Consider the following 18218-nt stretch of genomic DNA (forward strand, 5'->3'; position numbering starts at 1 on the left):
AAATAAAAAGGCTCAAGTATTATACTTGAGCCTTTTTATTTATTCTTTATTTATCGGTGTATATCCTGTTTTTTCAACCAGATATTGTCCTTGTGGAGAAAGTATCCATTCAATAAATCTCTCTACATTCTCGTTCTTTGTATCGGTAGTTATGGCATAAAAATCTCCTACAAAAGGATAGGTATTATTTGCAATTGTATTACGATCGGGATAAACACCATCTACTTTGAGTAGTGCTATCTGCTCATTTTTCACCATCCCTGTCGCAAAAAACAAGAAGGTATAACCAATAGCATTGCTGAAATTCTTGTATTGGGCAGTTCTATCGATTATTCCCCCCATGCCTCCTACCCTATCATTTTGCAGAGGTTTCATTAATGGAGTATCTCCCATTATACGTTCAAGCATCGATTGGCTTCCGCTTCCTTCGGGACGTTGGAAAGCTTTTATCGCCTCGTTCTTTCCACCAACATCACGCCAATTAGTTATTTTACCTGAATAAATTTGCCTTATCTGATCGCAAGTTATATCTCGTACAGGGTTTTCTTTATTCACAAAAAACACAAAAGCTTCTCTACCAATAGGAGTTAAATTAAATGTTTTACCCATTTCTTTAGCTTCTTCTATTTGCTTCTTAGAAGGTGCTGCACAGAATATAATATCTACCTCGCCCTCTATGAGCCTGCGGAATGCTTCGGGAGTTGTACCTCCATTTACTTCACTATTATAGAGATTGTATTCTTTTTGGGGATAAGTAGCGCGTACAAATGCTGAGTATAGCGGATAAAGAGCAGTAGCCCCATCTATACGGGGTAGACTATCTTGAGTGGTTAAAGTTAGAAGTGATTCTTCATTCAAAAGAACAACTTTTGTTCCCTCCCTGAAAGGTTGATACTCTCTCAAATCTACTTCGCCATCGTTAATAGTTGGAATATTAGCAATGTAACTTCGGTGAACTTCATAACCCACAAAAATAGCAGCATAAGATAGAGATATTCCCAATAAAGCAAACAGAAGATATTTAATCTTCACTCGCTTAAGACTCCAGAGAATAACACCTATTATCAATAGAATAAAAAAGACAAGTGTAGATATACCTAACAAGGCTGAAGAGGTAGTAAGTGCAATTATAAACCAAGACACAAAACCTATGAATAATAAAATGATCATCAATAATAAAGCAACTAAATGTCTACCTGCATTTGGGTTCATATAATTTCTTTTTTAGTTTTAAATATTAGTAGTGTTTACTCTTAGATGATATCTTTTAGCATCTAAACTATCTCAAGTGATTACGCTAATCAAAGCCATCAAATGATCTGGAACCTTAAATATCTTAATTATTATCGGATCTAAAGGAGTCTTCATATACATTTTTTTACTATATTTATGTTTGGAAGGTCGCAGACCTGTTTATTGCTTTATAGCGAGGGGTTACTTAATCGCTGAATGAGGGGGTTACATCCCTGATTTATATTAACTGTACTTAAAAGACCAAATCGGCTTGCATTATGCTAAAAACAATATTCACCGAATTAGTAAAAAAATACACGGCAGACGATTCGATAAGCAAACATCTATGGAACGAAATAGTTATCAACTATTGTGATGCCGGACGTTATTACCACAATCTTAATCACTTAGAGGCTATAATAAGAGAATTATCGGATGTAAAAGACAGTATTCCGCATTGGGATACAGCTATGTTCTCGGTTTTTTACCACGATATTGTGTATAATGCTTTGCGTAGCGACAATGAGGCGCAGAGTGCAGACAAAGCTCAATTTCGGTTGCACGAAATAGGCTTTCCTAAAGATCAAACAACCCAATGTGTACTTCAAATTTTAGCGACAAAGGGACATAATCCGGGAGATGATATAACAACTCAATTATTTATAGATGCCGATTTAGCTATATTGGGCAAACCAACTCAAGCATATACAGAATATTCGGAGAATTTACGTAAAGAATTTTTCATCTATACAGATAAAGAATACAAGGCAGGACGTAAAAAGATTCTAAAGCATTTTCTTGCTATGGATAGGATTTTCAAGACTGAACATTTCTATAACAAGTACGAAAAGCAAGCCCGAAAGAATATAGAGAGTGAATTGAGCTTGCTATAAAAGCTTTATTCACGAAATAATAAGTACTTTAATTAATCGCTTTAATAAGCACAAGTACGATTCAGAACTTATGACCTAAAAGACACAGATTAATATTTGTTGTTACTTATATAATGATTTGCACCTGTCTGTTCTTACTCGCAAGAGTAGGAACAGACTTTTTTTAGTCTGTTTACAATACAACGAAAGTCTCTAAAAATATTTAGGGTTGTAAACTCACGTTCACAACCCTAAACCCACCATGAATATTTGAAGGTCTAAGACCTTTATTGTTTTATCAAGTATAACAATAAACTCATTATCTCTTTAAAACATATCTTCGATAAGGTTCTAAACCTTATTTTAAATCGAATGCAGCTTTTCCGCGAATATCAGTAGAAGAAGCTCCAATGATAGCTTCGAAGGTACCTGGCTCAGCAACCCATTCTTGACGTGTATCGTCATAGAATTTCAATTTCTCAGCATCAATTACAAAGCTTACAGTTTTTTCTTCACCTGGATTAAGAGCTATTTTGCTAAATCCTTTCAATTCTTTTACTGGACGTGGTAATGACGATTTTAAATCGCTGATGTACAATTGTACAACCTCTTCACCTTTACGGCTACCTACGTTTTTCACTGGAACGGTTACTGTTACAGTACCATCTGCCGACATTGTTTTATTATCTACAGATACTTTTCCGTATTGATATTTAGTGTAGCTCAATCCGTGTCCAAAGCTGAACAATGGTTTGATTTTTTCTTTATCAGCCCAACGGTATCCAACAAAAATACCTTCGTTGTATGTTACGTTTACATTATCGCCAGGATATTCTCCTAAAGCGTGAGCGCTGTTATCTTTCAATGCTACTGGGAATGTAAATGGTAATTTTCCTGATGGATTCACATCACCAACTAATACCGAAGCCAAAGCTCTTCCGGCAGCACTACCATTATACCATCCTTGAACGATAGCTGGTACTTGATTTACCCAAGGCATTGCAACTGCATTACCAGAGATTAATACTACTGCTAAGTTTTTGTTTGCTTTAACCAATTCTCCGATCAATTTATCCTGATCGTAAGGTAATCCAAGATCAGCACGGTCGTTACCTTCGCAATCTTGTCCGTCATCTTTATTTAAACCTCCGATGAATACGACGAAATCAGCTTCTTTTGCTACTTTAACAGCTTCTGCCAACAGTTCGGCAGCCGAGCGTGTTTCAGTAAGATCTTGTCCTGTGCTTAGACCATCTTGTTGAGTAGATTTTCCACCTACATAACCACGAGCATAAACAACTTCAGACTCCGATCCTACACGATCTTTAAGACCTTGTAATGGAGATATTTCATATCTAACTTTAAGAGAAGAACTTCCTCCTCCTACTGTCATTACTTTGATAGCATTTTCGCCAATTACAGCAATTTTCTTTGTTTTGCTTAGGTCGATAGGTAATACATTGTTATTGTTTTGAAGCAATACGATACCTTCTTCAGCTATTTTTTGTCCAGCAAGCATATGCTCTTCTGTACCAAACGAACCCCAAGGTCTGTGTTGATTCATATTTGTTCTGAACATAAGACGAAGTATACGGCGTACTTTTTCGTTCACCAAATCTTCGCTCAACTCACCTGATTTCAACATATTAAGGAAAGGAACAGCCAAATAATACTCATCATAAGCATTTGTTTTGTTCCATCTCATACCATCTGTCCAAGTTCCCATCTCTATATCCAAACCGTTTTTAGCAGCTTCAATAGTATTATGAGTACCACCCCAGTCGGCAATTACAGCACCGTCAAATTTCCAGTCACGTTTTAGAATATCATTCAACAGATATTCGTTATGACAACAATGTTGACCTTTGTATTGGTTATAAGCTCCCATCAAAGACCATACACCAGCCTCTTGAACGGCTGCTTTAAATGCAGGTAGATAAATTTCGTGCAAAGCTCTGTCGCTTACATTTACATTGATATGTCCACGAGCTATCTCTTGATTGTTTAATGCAAAGTGTTTCACACAAGCAGCAACACCGTTAGATTGTACTCCTTTGATATAAGGAACTGCCATACGCGATGTTAAGAAAGGATCTTCGCCCATGTACTCGAAGTTACGACCATTAAGTGGTGTTCTGTAAATATTTACACCCGGTCCCAACAATACATCTTTCTTTCTGTAACGAGCCTCTTCTCCTATTACTTTACCATAAAGTGCGCCCATTTCCGGGTTCCAAGTAGCTGCCAGAGCTGTCAATGCCGGAAAAGCAATACATGAGTCGTTTGTCCAACCTGCATTATCCCACTCGTCCCAAAACACCTCAGCACGTACACCGTGAGGTCCATCAGCATGCCACAATTCAGGTATACCCAAGCGAGGTACGCCCGGTGAACTGAATTTAGATTGTGCATGACACATCTTTACTTTCTCTTCCAAAGTCATTCTCGAAAGAGCATCTTCTATTCGTTGTTCTACTGGCTTTGTTTCGTCCAGATAGATTGGTGCTTTGTTTTGCCCAAACATTGGCAGAGCAAACAAACTCAAAATGAAAGCACTTTTTAAAATTTTCATATTAGCTTATATAATAAATTTTGGATATTACAGAGTATGTTTTAAATACTGTATAATCTATCAATGCCGAATTGTAAAAAAGCAGAAACTACTTTCATGATATCAATACAAAGCAGAAATAGGTCTTAGAATTAAAAAATTAACATTTTTATAAATTCGAGAACTAAGTTAGTGTTAAGTTGACAAACTAAAAAATAATATTCTAACATATTTTAATTCTAACACTTTTTTAACTAAATAGTGTAGAAACGACAATAACCTAAAACTATAAACAACTGATATACAATACGAATAAAATATCAAGCAATAAATAAATGAAAAACCATTAAAAATATTTAATGAAAAGTCTGAAATAAGATTCCAAATATTGATCATAAAAAGACAAAACAGGGAGCTTTAAAGTTCACGAAAAACAGTTGCATAAACAATATAATCACTTATTTACACCCAAACAATTAACACTAAAATTATTTATCAAGCAGAAATAGTTTACTTTTGGTAAAAATATATTTAACCTATATGAAATATCTAATGCTACTATTACTGACAATAGCCTTACCCGCTAATTCACAAAACTTAAAGGGAAGGATTGTAGAGGTTATTGATGCGGATGTTGTCATCTTTCAAGATAGAGAGAACATAGAGAGAACTATAATACTGGATGGTATTGTAGCTCCTCGAATAGATATGCCTTATGGAGAACAAGCTTTTGAATTTACGCGAAGAAAGTGCGAAGGGTATGAAGCAATAGTCAAAATAATATCTACTGATGCCGACACACAGACTTTTGGCATTATCTATGTAAATGGAGTAAATATAAATGAAGCACTTTTAATTGAAGGGCTTGCGTGGAAAAGTATCGATAACAACTCTGCACACCTCAGCAAATTGGAAGAAAATGCAAGAAACGCAAAAATAAATATCTGGTCAATAGAATATCCTGTGCAATTGGAGCAAAAGCCACCTATATATGAAACCAGCGAAGCAAAGGTTTATGTTTGTAGTTTGATACCTAATATTTATCACCGAAACGAAAGTTGTCCCATTTTAAATAATTGCAAATCAAAAATCTTAAGGGAGCATTTCTTAGTAGCCAGAGAAAAGAAAGCATGCTTACACTGCTCTATGCGAAATGTATCTAGTGAAAACCCTCATTAAATACATCAGTCACAACGACTAGTCCTTAATCGAATCATTTTGCTATTTTTGCAACATTAATAATTTAATACTAACTAATTTATGTCTAGATTTTGCACCCTTATTTTTGTATTATTCTTTGGTCTTATGCATTTACATGCCCAATCTTCTGAAGGTTTTTGGGGACTAGAGTATGGAATGACGCAAGCCCAAGTGGAGACTGCCAAGATAAAAGCGACCAGCATAGAAAAAGATGAAAATACTTTTTATTTAAATGGTATTTCTTTTGGCGGTATCAATTTCGATTCGGGACTTCTCACATTTTACAAAAACCAATTATATTCGGGATTCTTCGAAACAACAGTACCTGCAGAGAAAGCGGCATCGGTAGCTACTGAAATAGCGAAAGGTATAGCCGAAAAGTATGGCTCAGCAATGTCACTTAAAGAAGAGAATGCTCTTTTCTGGGTTACTAAGGAGGAGAATTTTATTCTTTTAAGCTTAAATTTTGAAAAGGAAGATCCTACCATAGCTCTCACTTATACCTGTGAAAAAATAAGGATTCAAAAAGAAGAAGACGAGAAATCAGACTTTTAAGAAAGCGAGTTTCTATAATCTCATAAAGAGTAAGGAGCAATTTTTACTCTTTATGAAATTACAATCTATTCATAACCAATCAATAAGACTGTTATAATATCTCTTTTATAATCCTTGCAGGATTTCCCCCTACCAATACATTAGAAGGCACATCTTTTGTGACTACCGCCCCTGAGGCAACTACAACATTGTCGCCAATGGTAACTCCCGGATTAATAACTGATCTGCCACCAAGCCATACATTATTACCTATTGATACCGGTTTTCCCATTTCTACGGCAGCAATACGTTCGGCTGTATCAAGTGGATGAGTAGCCGTATAGATATGCACACCGGGAGCAATTAAGCAATTGTCGCCAATGGTGATTGTACAAACATCGAGAAATACGCAATCGAAATTTGCATAGAAATTTTCTCCCACATGAATATTATATCCATAATCGCATCTGAAAGTGGGCTCTATAAAGATAGACTCTCCTACCCTGCCAAAGAGTTGAGACAAAATCTCTTCCCTCAACGATTCTTCATCGGGTGAGGTATTGTTATATGTAAAAATAAGCTTCCGTGCTTTGTATCTCTCTTTAGTCAATTCGGCATCACCCGCAAAATAAGGTTCGCCTGCCAACATTTTCTGTTTCTCTGTTTTCATACTTCTTCGCGTAAATGATAGTATTTTAGATATATTCTTGCTCGCATGAGCTAACTTGTTCTGCCCTCTCTATTTGGGTGAACAGATAAGTTTTGCCCTATACTTTAGCAATAAAAAGATGTGAGATTTTAGTCTACATTCAAACTGCAAGATAGTTCTTTTAAAGGCTTAGACAGGTATTGCATTGGTAAAATTATGTTATTACTCGCACCCATAAATATCTAAACATCTGCCTACAAATAAGAATACAGGCATCTATCGTTGCATTTAGATACCTGTATTACACTTAAAAAACCATTCAAAACTAAACCTTATCTTTTTGAAATTCCTGATGAGTGCTTACTCTCTCTATAAAGACACTCGTTTTTTCACTATCTTCTTTGTGCAGCTGACGAACGTCCATTGCTTCTATCAACGGAAGCTCTTTCGCTTGATCTTTCAGATTTTTCGGAACGCGAAACTTCAACATACTTGGAATCTGTTCTGCTACTTGAACGTTCCGAACGTTTGTTGTTGTCCGATTTGTTATCCGATCGTCTGTGACCATTCTTGTTGCGATCCGAATCGCTTTTGCGTCCATTTCGGTCATTATCACGTTGACTCGCTGTATATCGTCCATTGTTGTCACGCCCTTTGTCGCGTCCGTTATTATAGTCCCTGTCACGCCCTTTATCCTTATTGCCTCGTCCTCTATTATCGTCGTACCATCTTACTTCGTTTCTGCGACTGTCTCTATAACGATTGTCGTGACTATTACGAATAACTATTTGATTTCTATTACCTCTAAAATGTCTGTAATCGTGTATATGACGAGTATTAAAACGCCAAGGATCATTATCGGCAATCACCACCTTATAAAGCCCGTACAAATCGTAATTGCGATACATAACAGGAAGGTAACGAGCCGATACCCAACGTCCACGACGTGGAAACATAAACATCCCTTGGTTTACATTATAATACACATTAATATCGGGGAAATAATAGAATGCTGCATAGCTATATCCTACGGGTCCCCATGCAGGCTGAACTCCTATATTTACATTTACGTTTATGTTGGCAGCTTCAGTTCCTGAGAAACCAGCCATTGCTATTAGAAAGCCTATTGATAGTATAATCTTTTTCATAATCTAGTTCTTTAAATGGTACAATCAGTCGGTCAGTGTTCCGTATATTTAGTCAGATGCAGAAACCATCAAAAGGATTAATTGAGCATGCTTAGATTAACCTTAATTAACCCAATCCTTAAAAACTCTAATCGCTAAAATAGCCAATTCTACCCTCACGTAGTAATTTATATATATATTTGCATCGCAGACCTTAGTATATAAGGCATGGAATAAAATACAACAAAATGCTCGATAACAACAATTTGCACGATGTATATCTGGCTTTGGGCACTAACTTAGGCGACAAGATACAGAATATACAGGCGGCAATCGAACAAATAGAACTTCGTATAGGCAAAATAATAGCCCTATCGTCATTATATGAAACGCAGCCCGTAGGCTTCGATTCAGAAAATACATTTCTGAATGCAGCTTGTTGTGTATCAACTACACTTCAACCACTGGAAGTGCTGGAATGTACACAGGTTATTGAACGGGAATTGGGGCGTAAGTCTAAATCTATTAATCATACTTACAGCGATCGGACGATTGATATAGATTTACTTTTGTTCGACACCCAAATTCTAGAGTATCCTCATCTGGTAATACCACATCCTCATATGCACGAACGCAGTTTCGTTCTTGCACCTTTGGCTGAAATAGCTCCCGACATTTATCACCCGATATTAAAGGAGACTATATCAGCACTTAAAAACAAGCTAAACAACTAACGCTAAAATACAAAAATATGGAAGGACTCATATTAGTAATCCTTGTTATAATAGCCGTATTATTGTTTGTGATAATGACTAAGATCAACACACAAGGCAATAACATGAACTACTTAAGCAGCAATTTACTGGATACCAATAAAAAGCTTAAGGATTTATTCTACAAAACGGCAACGAAGGAAGACATTCAAGAAATTCGGGATGCAATACAAAACCTTGCTGACAAGGCACAGGTTACACAATTTGTAGATTCAATTAAACCAACAGAAGAAACGGTCGAAAATACTCCTCCTCAGGAAGAAGAGAACCCCGTTACTCCTACCACCTCTCTTATAGAGGAAGTGATTATTGAAACACCCGAGACACTAGAAAGCTCAATAGAAGAAACAGCAGCGAAAGAAGAGCAATCTGTAAGCGAAACGCCTGCTTATGCAGCCTTCAACAATACAAGACATACACCGCAAACATCGTTCTCGGAAGTATTCCAACAACCAACAATAGCCGAAAATCCTCAGAACAAAGCTAAAAACGAGGAACATGAAAAAGGCTTTATCGAGAAAATATTCAGCGAAAATCTATTAGCAAAAATAGGTATCGTAACACTGGTACTAGGTATTGCTTTCTTCGTTAAATATGCCATCGATCAAGAGTGGATCAACGAAATCGGACGTGTAGGTATAGGTCTACTAACGGGAGGTATCATAATAGGTATTGCTCACAAACTGAAAGAAAAATATCAGGTATTTTCATCCATACTCGTCGGTGGCGGTATCTCGGTACTCTACATAACGGTGACCCTCGCTTTCAGAGAATACGAACTATTTTCGCAACCCATTGCCTTTGCTTTACTCATTGCCATCACCATATTCTCGGTAATCCTATCGTTGTATTACGATCGCAAAGAGCTAGCCATATTCTCGCTACTAGGTGGGTTTGCCTCACCTCTTATGATAAGTACGGGCAGCGGCAACTACATCGTTCTGTTCTCATATATACTTATTCTGAATACGGGAATGCTTATTCTTGCCTTCCGCAAAAAATGGCATGTAATTGGTATCATATCCTATGTGCTTACTCTTATATTCTTCTGGTCGTGGATGATATCATCGTTCGACAATCAATTTAAAGGAGCAACCCTATTTGCAGCATTATTCTTTGTTCAGTTCTACATACTGGCATTGCTAGACCATTTTAGAGGCGAACACAAAATAACGATCTATCAGGCAATACTTATCCTGACTAATAACCTGTCGTTCTTTCTAGCTTGCTTAACCATATTCTCCGATTACACATACGATATCAATGGACTTATCACCATTGTTATTGCAGCTATAAACGCCGTAATTATGATTGCCCTATTCCGCAAAAGCGAGATCGACCGCAATCTTATCTATTTGATCATAGGGGTGGTAATGACCTTTGTTAATCTGGCAATACCCATCCAAATGAATGGCTACGTCATCACCATGTTCTGGGCAGTAGAAATGGCTGTTCTGCTATGGCTGTGGCAAAAATCGCAAATACAGATATTCCGCATAGGATTCCTTATTGTTGCAGGACTTGTAATATTCTCCTACCTGCTCGATATTGCGCACAACTATGTGCCTACCGAAGCAGCAATGCCTATCGTTCTCAACTCTATATGTATTACGGGGCTGGTTGTTATAGCAGGTTTCTTCGCCTGTAAATTACTATTGCGCAAAGAGGATAGCGACTCCATTGTAGAGATCGGAAACGTGCAGTTATTCAGCATCAAAGAATGTACACGTGCCATCGGGCTTATACTTATAGCATTTACTTATCTGGTTCCTTTCCTCGAGATCAATTACCACGTTGAATATCGTCTCGAACTAGATTACAATACAAGCTTACGCTATATGATAATGACTGCCTATACTGCGGTATATGTATCGATACTTAGCTTTGTGTACAGAAAAGAAATTGCAAAACGAGGATTCATCTTTGCACTCCTTTCGTTATTTACAGTAGTATATTCATTGGTATATTGGTATTATGTAACAGAACTTAGAGATTACACATTCTGGTTACCAACCTACCCCAGAGCATACTTCTTACTGCATTTTGTAGCACTTATACCCGTTATTCTGGTTATAATTACTCTTGTGAGAAACATTAAAACGGCAGCTCCCTCTAAATTGAAACCGTTCTATTGGGGAATGACTATTATATCGACACTTTTATTGGGTATCGAAACCGAAAATATAAGCGTTATGATATTCAGCAATATCGATAATTACAGCGATGTATTGTACGATGTACGCACATTTGTGTTCCCCGTTCTATGGGCACTTATTGCTATGACACTTATGATATGGGGACTGAAAGGCAAAGAGGTTATTCTTCGTAAAATATCTCTCATCTTCTTCGCCCTTATTATCGTTAAATTCTATGCATACGATGTATGGCATATGTCGCAAGCGGGACGCATAGTGTCGTTCATCATGTTGGGAGTTATTATTCTCTTGGTGTCGTTTCTTCAACAGAAAATCAAAACTCTGGTAAAAGAAGACACACCCGAAAACGATCAGCAAGTTTTATAAATAACGATTACAAAGAAAATTCAAGGACAATAACCAAGCGTAGTTGTTCTGCCTGATTAAATTATAAAAAGGTCTGAGACCTAAAACCTTTAATAATAAACGATGAAATATTTATTATCAATTGTATTATCTCTCGTCAGTTTGTGTATAACGGCACAAACTTGGTTTGTTGCAGATATTGATACTATAAAGCAAAGTGGCTATTATAATATTCAACTCGATAAGCGAATTATTGCCGTATCGAATGATATCGACTTTTCGGATATAAGAATAAATGATACCATAGGTAACGAAGTGCCTTACTTTGTGAGGGCACAAACACCTGTGAGGGCAATCAACGAATTTGTAAGTTATGAGCTTGAAAGCAACACCGAGAAAGACAGTATCAATACAATTATTGTAAAGAATGAAAACGATGAAAATCTAAGCAGATTCTCTATCTTTTTAGAAAGTGCCGAGGTTGACAAATATGTACGAATAAGAGGTAGCAACGACCTTAAGAATTGGTACATTGTTAAGAAACAAGAGAATATTACCTATTCGGGATTTAAAGAAGGAAACAACGAAATACTGATAGTAGATTTTCCTCAGGGCAATTACAAATACTATGAGATTACGCTCTCTAATAATCAACCCAGCCCACTCAAAGTATTGAAAGTGGGACGATTCAAGAATTCGAACATCTATGCTCAACAAACAGAAATAGATCTGGGTAAATTTACAAGAAAAGACAGCACCGATAAAAAGACATACATCCGTTTTACCGATCTGCCATACAACTATCGCCTCAACAAGCTCACCTTCTTTATAAACAGTAAGGCTGAATATTATCGTAAGTCGGAAATAAAGGGTAAAGATTATACACTACGATTCGATCTATCGTCTAAAGGTGCCAATACCGTTGTATTGAACAGTGCTCGCATATCGCCCGATGCAACTATTGTTATCGATAATAAAGGTAACCCTCCGCTTACCATAGATTCTATAAAAGCCTATGCTCTGAATCGCTACTTATGTGCTTACCTCGAAGAGGGACAATGCTATACCATTATTATCGGGAATAAGGACATCTCGCCCAGTTCGGATTACGATATCAAATACTTTCAAGAAGAGATTCCCGAAGATTTACAAATCGTAAAGACATCTAATTTTCAAAAGATAGAAGATAAGGAACACTCTCACCAACGAGATAAAATATGGATTGAAGAGCCTATATTTCTTTGGTCGATAATCATTATAGTTGGCTTATTCCTCAGCTTCATCTGCTATAAGATGATACGGGAAATGAAAAAGAAGGAAGAGAAATAAACTTACAACAACTTGTTTACAATTTGCCTATTATCGGACTCTAAATACCGGCTATTCGCCATTCATTTATTGTGCTTATAGATAAGTTGTACAACGCCCGACTTGAATCTGTTTACTTCCATCAATTCGAGATTTACCCTCTCTTTCAGATTTTCGAATAAAGGTTTACCTGTCCCTAATAGTATCGGATGGATAGAGACTCTGTATATATCAATCAAGCCAAGTTCCATAAAGGTTTCAGTCAATTTTGCACCACCATACAGCCATATATCTTTACCTGGCTCTTGTTTAATTTGAGCTACTCTTTCGGCAAAATCAGAAGTTATGAAAGTAGCATTATTATCTTGTCTTGGGTTGCTCGAAAAAACATATTTCTTTTTGGAGTGAACTCTCGACCATATATCTATTTCTACCTGGGTAGAGTTTGAATCGGGTTGAAAATTACCCCACATATCATAACTCACCCTACCATAAAATATAGCATCAACACTCCGAAGAAAACCATCGAAATCCATATCATCGTCCATTATACACCAATCAACCTCTCCGTTTGCACCTTCTATAAAGCCATCAAGGGTTACTGCCAAATCTAGGATTATCTTTCTCATATCGATAATGTTTTTGAAAATTGCATTTTATTATTCAGTCTCAAAACTAGTTGTTTTTTCTTTAGAATAATAGTTTTTCTATCATCAGTTCTCAACAAAAAAATGAGGACAAACTCATAAAGTTCGCCCCCATTTATATACTATGTGATGAATTACTCTACCGTAACCGATTTTGCCAAGTTACGAGGCATATCCACATCTCTGTTTTTATTCACAGCAATATGATAAGCCAGCAATTGCAAAGGAATACACGACAACAAGGGATCGAGACACTCATCGGTCGAAGGTATTTCGATCGAATAATCTGCCAATGCTTTTATCGATTGATCGCCCTCATTGATGATAGCTATAACTTTGCCCTTACGAGCTTTTATTTCCTGAATATTACTCACTACCTTTTCGTATATAGCATTGTTTGTGGCAATGGCTACAATAGGCATTTCGTTATCAATAAGAGCAATCGGACCATGTTTCATTTCGGCAGCAGGATATCCCTCTGCATGAATGTAAGAAATCTCTTTCAGCTTAAGAGCCCCTTCCAAAGCTATTGGATAGCTATATCCGCGTCCTAAGTAAATAAAATTGTGAGCATATGTAAATATCAACGAAAGCTCTTTTATTTTATCATTCAGAGCCAGAATAGAAGTAATCTTATCGGGAATGTTTTGCAGCTCTTTCAACAAGTGAAGATAGCGTTCGTCTGTAACCGTTCCCTTTTCTTTGCCGATAGTGAGAGCCATCATCGTAAGCACCATCACCTGAGCCGTGAATGCTTTGGTTGAAGCCACCCCAATTTCGGGACCACAATGGGTGTACGAACCCGAGTCGGTATTACGAGGGATGGAAGCACCCACCACATTACACACTCCATATACAAAAGCACCTGCCCTGCGAGCCAGTTCGATAGCAGCCAAAGAATCGGCAGTTTCCCCCGATTGAGAAATGGCTATAACAATATCATCAGGCTCAATCACCGGATTGCGGTATCTGAACTCCGAAGCATATTCAACCTCTACCGGTATGCGGCAAAACTCCTCAATAAGATATTCGCCAATCAAACCTGCGTGCCACGAAGTACCACAAGCAATGATAAGAATACGTCTTGCTTTCTTAAATTTATCAATATGGTCTATTATCCCCGAAAGGGTAACATTAGTTCCCTCTACATTGATACGCCCACTCATGCAGCTTCTCAAGGTTTCGGGTTGCTCAAAAATTTCTTTCAACATGAAATGATCGTAACCGCCTCTTTCCAGTTGGCTCAGATTCATTTCCAGCTCTGCTATCTTATGCGTTTTCTGAACGTTCGATATAGTCACCACCTTTGGCTCTTCGCCACGTTTTATAACTACAATCTCTTCGTCATCCAGATAAATTACTTTATTCGTAAATTCAATAATGGGCGAAGCATCGGAAGCCAGAAAAAACTCTCCTTCGCCAACACCTACCACCAAAGGGCTACTTTTGCGGGCTGCAATAATCTGATCGGGATTTCCCTTCTCAATCACAGCAATAGCATAAGCACCTATTACCTGATTTAATGCCAATTGAACGGCTGTAAACAAATCGCAATCGTTCAGTTTCTTTATGTATTCAATCAATTGTACCAATACCTCCGTATCGGTGTTACTTTGGAATGTATATCCCTTAGCTTTCAGTTCAGCCTTTAGTACTGCATAATTCTCAATGATACCATTGTGAATCAAAGCCAGAGATTCGGTTTGAGAATAATGAGGGTGAGCATTTGCATTACTCGGTTCGCCATGCGTTGCCCAACGGGTATGAGCTATACCGATAGTTCCCGAGAGATCTTTATCCTTTGCAAACTCTTCCAAATCCTGCACCCTACCCTTAGCCTTATAGATAGACAGATCGTTATTGCTATTCATTATAGCGACTCCTGCACTATCATAGCCTCTATACTCGAGGCGATGTAATCCTTTTATCAAAATAGGGTACGCTTCCCTAAAACCAATGTAACCTACAATTCCACACATACAATAAATGATGTTACTTAAAATTCACTTTAAACACAAAGTCAGATTAATAACGAAAAACAATACAAAAGATTATATTATATTCATTTTTTAACAAAAAGAAAATATTAAACAATAAAAAGACCAATCAGTCAAAATTTGATTGGTCTTTTTATTATAGGTGAATGAAATAGTGTAAGAGGTGAAAACTTCACCTACAAATCATACTTTATTTTTTATTTGGAATAATCTCGAATATTTCGACATTACCTTCAATCTCTACCTTCGCTGCACCCTTTTCTAGGTTCACAATGAAGAAAGGAGTGTTGATAGTAGTTTCAGATATCAAAGTTCCATTTTTTGCAATTTGTCTCAGCTTTACCAAATCTGCATCGTTGCCCGATAGTTTTAGCAACATAGTATATCCTGTAACATTCTTTGGAACTTCAAAAGCCAGAATACCTTTGTTTAAAAACGAAGTACTCGGATTACTGTCAAAAGCATAAAGAGCAGCATTTAAGTTGTCGGTTTCAACCTTAAAGCCTAAATGTTCGGCTCTCACAGGATTCACTTCAAACGAACGAATAGCCGCCCAGTTCTTTTTAGACGATTCTAGTTTTCTTAATCTTATGTATTTAGCTTGTACCGGCTCACCAGTCCAATTAATAATATACTGATTCTTCATATTGTCGATCATAGGCTTCCACTCTTTTCCATCTACCGAATACTCAAGTATTGCATGGTCAAAGTAGTCAACATCGTCAACCGAATTTCTACCTTGTAAGATAGATACTTCCGATACATCTCTTATACGACCAAGGTCTGCCCCAATCCAATCACCAGTCGATTGTCCTGTACCCGATGTATAATGAGTTATCGAGTCATTATCAAACATAAGCTTGCTAAGAGTCGTTTTCATATTACTGTACGATGCTATACCTCTGTATGATGCAGGCACTTCGCCCGTTAGTTTGGTAAAGAATCCGTACAACATGTCATCCATCGCATTTTCATAGAACGGCTGAAGTTTCATTGTTCCCGATTTATGAGCCTCATATGCTTTTCTATCTTCTGCACTCATCAGATTATTTACATAAGCTGCCCAAAAATCTGGGTTATTTGCCGATTTGTAAAACTGAGTAATATCGAGAGTTTTTTTACCTCTAGTTCCCAGTTTACCAAATTCTTCAAGCCATGGGCTAAGTTCTTTCACCAAAGCTTTGTTCTTACAATTTGCATGAAGTTCAGAAGGCACTTTCTCTACTTTCTCAAATTCTTTATATAGATTGTTGAATTGTTGATCTGTATAATTTCCAATTCTAAAAGTCTCGGTTTCCCACGATTCATCTCTGCGATAACCCGTTTCGGTATCACTCGAATGTATTGCAAACGTTCTATAAGCATCTTTTACCTCAGGTGTAAGTACCTCAAAGGCTCTCTCCCAGTTATCAATAGGATTATAAGCACTCATATTCCATGTATAATCTGCAACACCATAAAGAGCCAGTTTCGAAGCCTCGCCATGTTCCATTGGGTTACTTACAAGACCACTCACATCAGCTTGAGTCAAACTAGTATCTAATCCATATACAGGTCCTTGCATAATAATGTGGCGTACATAGTCGGTCACCGGATAGTTCCACCAATATAATGCAGGTCTCTTAATACGAGAATTAACCCAATCCATAGTCTCTCTAGTTAAATCCGTACACACAGCATCACCAGTCCAAAATACCTCTACCGAGGGGTCAAGTGTATCGCCGTATATGGCAAGGCTTCCTTGTGGCGAAGGATTTGCCCACAGTTTAGAATAGTCAGTAGGACAAACGATTAAAGACGACACATCACCTTTTACTTTTACAAAATCGGTATTTAGTCTGTTCAAAAGCTCAGTTTGTTTGATTGGATTGGTTCCCTCTCCCGAAATATCGTCAAAGAAAATTGCAAATGAACGTACTCCAAGATCATACATCATCTCGAATTTGTTGACTAGGTTAACATAGTCCTCTTCATTCCACTTGATGTCTACTCCGGGGTGAATTGCCCAAACAAAGTCAACTCTATTGCGATTACAAGCCTCTACCAGCTCATGTATATTTTTTGCTTCTGACTCTGGATAAGGAAGTCGCCAGTTTGGTGAACTGTGATAAGGGTCGTCCTTAGGTCCATACAGATAACTATTCATCTTGAATCTACCATAAAAGTCAATCAAAGACATACGAACCTCATGCGACCATGGTGTTCCGTAAAATCCTTCAACAACACCCCTATATTTAAGATCGGGATAATCGTTAATTACCAAATAAGGTAATTTACCCGATTTTGCTATCGGACTTTTTACTAATTCCCTAAGTGTCTGTAAACCATAAAAAGCACCTCTCTCGTCGTATCCCGTAATAGATATTCCGGCTTTGTCGATAGTCAGTATGTACGCTCCTGATACATTTTTCACACCTAGTTTAGTAGCTAAATTTGTACCATAATCGATAGTAAGTTTAGCTCCTTTTTTAACAAGCAGAAGAAACGCCAGGTCTTTTGAAAACTTACCCTGCTTATCATTTAAGTCAACTCCTTGAGTGATATCGAGCTTACCAGCTTCATTTATCTTAATACTTTGGGGAGTAGGATTTATTATTATTCCTTTGTGATCTAGTTTTTGACCGGGAACTTTCAATACATCCTGCGATTCTGATCTTTGAGATGCCAGATCGAAATCAGATTCTTGAGCCGACAAACTACCATAAGCACAAACGCTTATAAGTAATACAGCCAGCATTTTTTTTGTGTACGCCATTTTCTAATAAGTATTATATATAAAATTAATATTCGATGTTTATTCTAAAAGAAACCACTTTACTTTCATAA

The 18218-nt window shown here is 37.2% G+C and carries 13 protein-coding genes; 6 read left to right on the plus strand and 7 right to left on the minus strand.

Translation table 11 applies throughout. The annotated features are described in order from the left end of the window. Positions 1-39: 39 nt before the first annotated feature. Entirely contained in the window at positions 40-1212 is a 1173-nt protein-coding gene (locus tag HGC4_RS05500; protein ID WP_050709131.1) for a PstS family phosphate ABC transporter substrate-binding protein, read from the minus strand. A 299-nt stretch (positions 1213-1511) separates the two neighbouring features. Here HGC4_RS05500 and HGC4_RS05505 point away from each other — a divergent pair, with 299 nt between their 5' ends. Beyond that, entirely contained in the window at positions 1512-2126 is a 615-nt protein-coding gene (locus HGC4_RS05505; RefSeq protein ID WP_050709132.1) for an HD domain-containing protein, read from the plus strand. 337 nt (positions 2127-2463) lie between these two features. On the opposite strand, the gene HGC4_RS05510 is transcribed toward HGC4_RS05505, so the two are convergent. Beyond that, the gene (locus HGC4_RS05510; RefSeq protein ID WP_050709133.1) at positions 2464-4677 is read right to left on the minus strand and encodes a glycoside hydrolase family 3 C-terminal domain-containing protein; all 2214 of its coding nucleotides are present in this window, start codon (positions 4675-4677) and stop codon (positions 2464-2466) included. Positions 4678-5208: 531 nt separating this feature from the next. Here HGC4_RS05510 and HGC4_RS05515 point away from each other — a divergent pair. Both HGC4_RS05515 and HGC4_RS05520 read left to right on the plus strand, forming a co-directional pair. After that, positions 5209-5835, plus strand: coding sequence for a thermonuclease family protein (locus tag HGC4_RS05515; protein WP_157258146.1), 627 nt, complete (start codon positions 5209-5211; stop codon positions 5833-5835). Between the two features lie 81 nt (positions 5836-5916). Further along, entirely contained in the window at positions 5917-6411 is a 495-nt protein-coding gene (locus HGC4_RS05520) for a hypothetical protein (RefSeq protein WP_050709135.1), read from the plus strand. Between the two features lie 91 nt (positions 6412-6502). Here HGC4_RS05520 and HGC4_RS05525 read toward each other — a convergent pair whose 3' ends face one another. Both HGC4_RS05525 and HGC4_RS05530 read right to left on the minus strand, forming a co-directional pair. Beyond that, a complete protein-coding gene (locus tag HGC4_RS05525; RefSeq protein ID WP_050709136.1) occupies positions 6503-7060 on the minus strand; it encodes a maltose acetyltransferase domain-containing protein in 558 nt (185 codons plus the stop codon). 371 nt (positions 7061-7431) lie between these two features. Continuing rightward, positions 7432-8187: a hypothetical protein gene (locus HGC4_RS05530; protein WP_082204079.1), complete on the minus strand. Its 756-nt coding sequence runs from the start codon at positions 8185-8187 to the stop codon at positions 7432-7434. A gap of 227 nt (positions 8188-8414) precedes the next feature. Between HGC4_RS05530 and folK the strand changes: the two genes are divergently transcribed. The 3 genes from folK (at position 8415) to HGC4_RS05545 (ending at position 12769) form a co-directional block, all read left to right on the plus strand. Beyond that, positions 8415-8900 (plus strand): 2-amino-4-hydroxy-6-hydroxymethyldihydropteridine diphosphokinase, encoded by a 486-nt coding sequence (gene folK / locus HGC4_RS05535; protein ID WP_050709137.1) that lies wholly within the window; start codon positions 8415-8417, stop codon positions 8898-8900. Between the two features lie 17 nt (positions 8901-8917). After that, entirely contained in the window at positions 8918-11461 is a 2544-nt protein-coding gene (locus HGC4_RS05540) for a DUF2339 domain-containing protein (RefSeq protein WP_050709138.1), read from the plus strand. A 102-nt stretch (positions 11462-11563) separates the two neighbouring features. After that, on the plus strand, positions 11564-12769 hold the full coding sequence (locus HGC4_RS05545; RefSeq protein WP_050709139.1) for a hypothetical protein: 1206 nt from the start codon (positions 11564-11566) through the stop codon (positions 12767-12769). Positions 12770-12831: 62 nt separating this feature from the next. On the opposite strand, the gene HGC4_RS05550 is transcribed toward HGC4_RS05545, so the two are convergent. From HGC4_RS05550 to HGC4_RS05560, 3 genes are all read right to left on the minus strand, one after another. Further along, positions 12832-13377 carry a dihydrofolate reductase family protein gene (locus HGC4_RS05550; protein ID WP_050709140.1) on the minus strand — a complete coding sequence of 182 codons (546 nt, stop codon included), beginning with the start codon at positions 13375-13377 and terminating at the stop codon, positions 12832-12834. Positions 13378-13529: 152 nt separating this feature from the next. Further along, positions 13530-15374, minus strand: coding sequence for a glutamine--fructose-6-phosphate transaminase (isomerizing) (gene glmS / locus HGC4_RS05555; RefSeq protein ID WP_050709141.1), 1845 nt, complete (start codon positions 15372-15374; stop codon positions 13530-13532). Positions 15375-15582: 208 nt separating this feature from the next. Next, positions 15583-18147, minus strand: a complete 2565-nt coding sequence (locus tag HGC4_RS05560; protein ID WP_050709142.1) for a beta-N-acetylglucosaminidase domain-containing protein — start codon at positions 18145-18147, stop codon at positions 15583-15585. Positions 18148-18218 lie beyond the last annotated feature (71 nt).

The sequence above is a fragment of the Dysgonomonas sp. HGC4 genome (genome assembly GCF_001261715.1).
Lineage (GTDB): Bacteria > Bacteroidota > Bacteroidia > Bacteroidales > Dysgonomonadaceae > Dysgonomonas_A.

What these genes read in the sequence shown, in the direction of transcription:
- HGC4_RS05540 (WP_050709138.1), top strand. Translation starts at nt 8,918, where the DNA reads ATGGAAGGACTCATATTAGTAATCCTTGTTATAATAGCCGTATTATTG.
- glmS (WP_050709141.1), bottom strand. Translation starts at nt 15,374, where the DNA reads ATGTGTGGAATTGTAGGTTACATTGGTTTTAGGGAAGCGTACCCTATT.
- HGC4_RS05500 (WP_050709131.1), bottom strand. Translation starts at nt 1,212, where the DNA reads ATGAACCCAAATGCAGGTAGACATTTAGTTGCTTTATTATTGATGATC.
- HGC4_RS05550 (WP_050709140.1), bottom strand. Translation starts at nt 13,377, where the DNA reads ATGAGAAAGATAATCCTAGATTTGGCAGTAACCCTTGATGGCTTTATA.
- HGC4_RS05515 (WP_157258146.1), top strand. Translation starts at nt 5,209, where the DNA reads ATGCTACTATTACTGACAATAGCCTTACCCGCTAATTCACAAAACTTA.
- HGC4_RS05560 (WP_050709142.1), bottom strand. Translation starts at nt 18,147, where the DNA reads ATGGCGTACACAAAAAAAATGCTGGCTGTATTACTTATAAGCGTTTGT.
- HGC4_RS05525 (WP_050709136.1), bottom strand. Translation starts at nt 7,060, where the DNA reads ATGAAAACAGAGAAACAGAAAATGTTGGCAGGCGAACCTTATTTTGCG.
- folK (WP_050709137.1), top strand. Translation starts at nt 8,415, where the DNA reads ATGCTCGATAACAACAATTTGCACGATGTATATCTGGCTTTGGGCACT.
- HGC4_RS05510 (WP_050709133.1), bottom strand. Translation starts at nt 4,677, where the DNA reads ATGAAAATTTTAAAAAGTGCTTTCATTTTGAGTTTGTTTGCTCTGCCA.
- HGC4_RS05530 (WP_082204079.1), bottom strand. Translation starts at nt 8,187, where the DNA reads ATGAAAAAGATTATACTATCAATAGGCTTTCTAATAGCAATGGCTGGT.
- HGC4_RS05520 (WP_050709135.1), top strand. Translation starts at nt 5,917, where the DNA reads ATGTCTAGATTTTGCACCCTTATTTTTGTATTATTCTTTGGTCTTATG.
- HGC4_RS05505 (WP_050709132.1), top strand. Translation starts at nt 1,512, where the DNA reads ATGCTAAAAACAATATTCACCGAATTAGTAAAAAAATACACGGCAGAC.
- HGC4_RS05545 (WP_050709139.1), top strand. Translation starts at nt 11,564, where the DNA reads ATGAAATATTTATTATCAATTGTATTATCTCTCGTCAGTTTGTGTATA.